Raw genomic sequence first — 1,069 nt, 5'->3', positions numbered from 1 at the left:
ATTCCACTTGGATCCGTCCAATTGGCGGGCGAGTTCCAGACATAGCGATAGACGTTAAGGTCACCGGCTTCGAAACAAGATGTGGCCACTTGAAGAGAAGATTCGCCCGCTTCTGCAACCCAGATTATGGAATTTTACCCTTCGGTCCAAATTTCGATACCGTTCTGATTTGCTTGCCAATTGCCTTCAATGCACTTTCCATCGAATCGCTATAATCATAAGGCAGGTTACCTGCTAACCTTGAACGCCATTCCATAACTAATTCTTCGAGAAATGCCTCGGAGGACATAACCGAAAATGGTTGGTGGTCACCAACAGGGAATATGCCTATATCTTCTGAATCGAGTACCTTGCCATTTCTAAATAATATTTCATCAACAAAATCATCGATCGGAATAGGAACATACTTAGGATCAATTATAGTTTTTCCTTGAAATAACTCTGCATATTCTCTGGATGGCCACACACAAAAGTATGTACCACCTTCTCCCTCGAAAACGGGAAGCTCTCCTCCATCCCAAACGGTCCAAATTTCATGATGATCAACAATTTTTCGAAAGAAATACTTATCCCTAACGGAATTAATTTTACTTGATACTGATTTTATTTCTTCTTCGCGTAGATTAATCCTCTCCTGAATACGGGTTTCCAACTCTGCGATCGGGAACAGTCCTAAGTCTCTTGCGTATCCCAAAACTATCTCCATTTCGTATTATTATTGGTAGTGTTTGGGCGACTTCTGTTGTCTCTTGTCCATTCCAGTCGACTATTTGGACCGTGCGAGCCGCGGTTAGCAGGATAGTGACCGAGATCGCATCCCGGAGGAGTTCTCATATTCCAGAATTTCTTCCCGCGGTTCAACTCCTGTCTCATCCATCCCTTTATCATTTTAGGCGTATTGGGGTCATTGAAAACAGCGTTCCATGCATCTGCCTTGCCGTTATGCGCCAACGCCTCTTTGTTACCAACGAAGTAGTTATTCGTGATTTCGCCTGCTCTGGATTCAACTTCGAAATTGTAGACGCGAGCGGTGCGATTTCCGCGGACAATTTCAGCAACCGTCAGCGAG

General features: G+C 44.2%; 2 protein-coding genes. Both read right to left on the bottom strand.

Going from position 1 to position 1,069, the window contains the following annotated elements:
- Window positions 1-124: 124 nt before the first annotated feature.
- Window positions 125-694 (bottom strand): DUF2750 domain-containing protein, encoded by a 570-nt coding sequence (locus tag DOU54_RS20020; protein ID WP_193603425.1) that lies wholly within the window; start codon window positions 692-694, stop codon window positions 125-127.
- A gap of 2 nt (window positions 695-696) precedes the next feature.
- The coding region (locus DOU54_RS27760) for a hypothetical protein (RefSeq protein WP_210206219.1) at window positions 697-1,069 on the bottom strand (373 nt) is incomplete at its 5' end.

Source organism: Agrobacterium sp. MS2 (assembly GCF_003261015.1).
Lineage (GTDB): Bacteria > Pseudomonadota > Alphaproteobacteria > Rhizobiales > Rhizobiaceae > Agrobacterium > Agrobacterium pusense.
The sequence above is the reverse complement of the archived record's forward strand: the minus strand, read 5'-3'. Positions and strand labels throughout refer to the sequence as shown.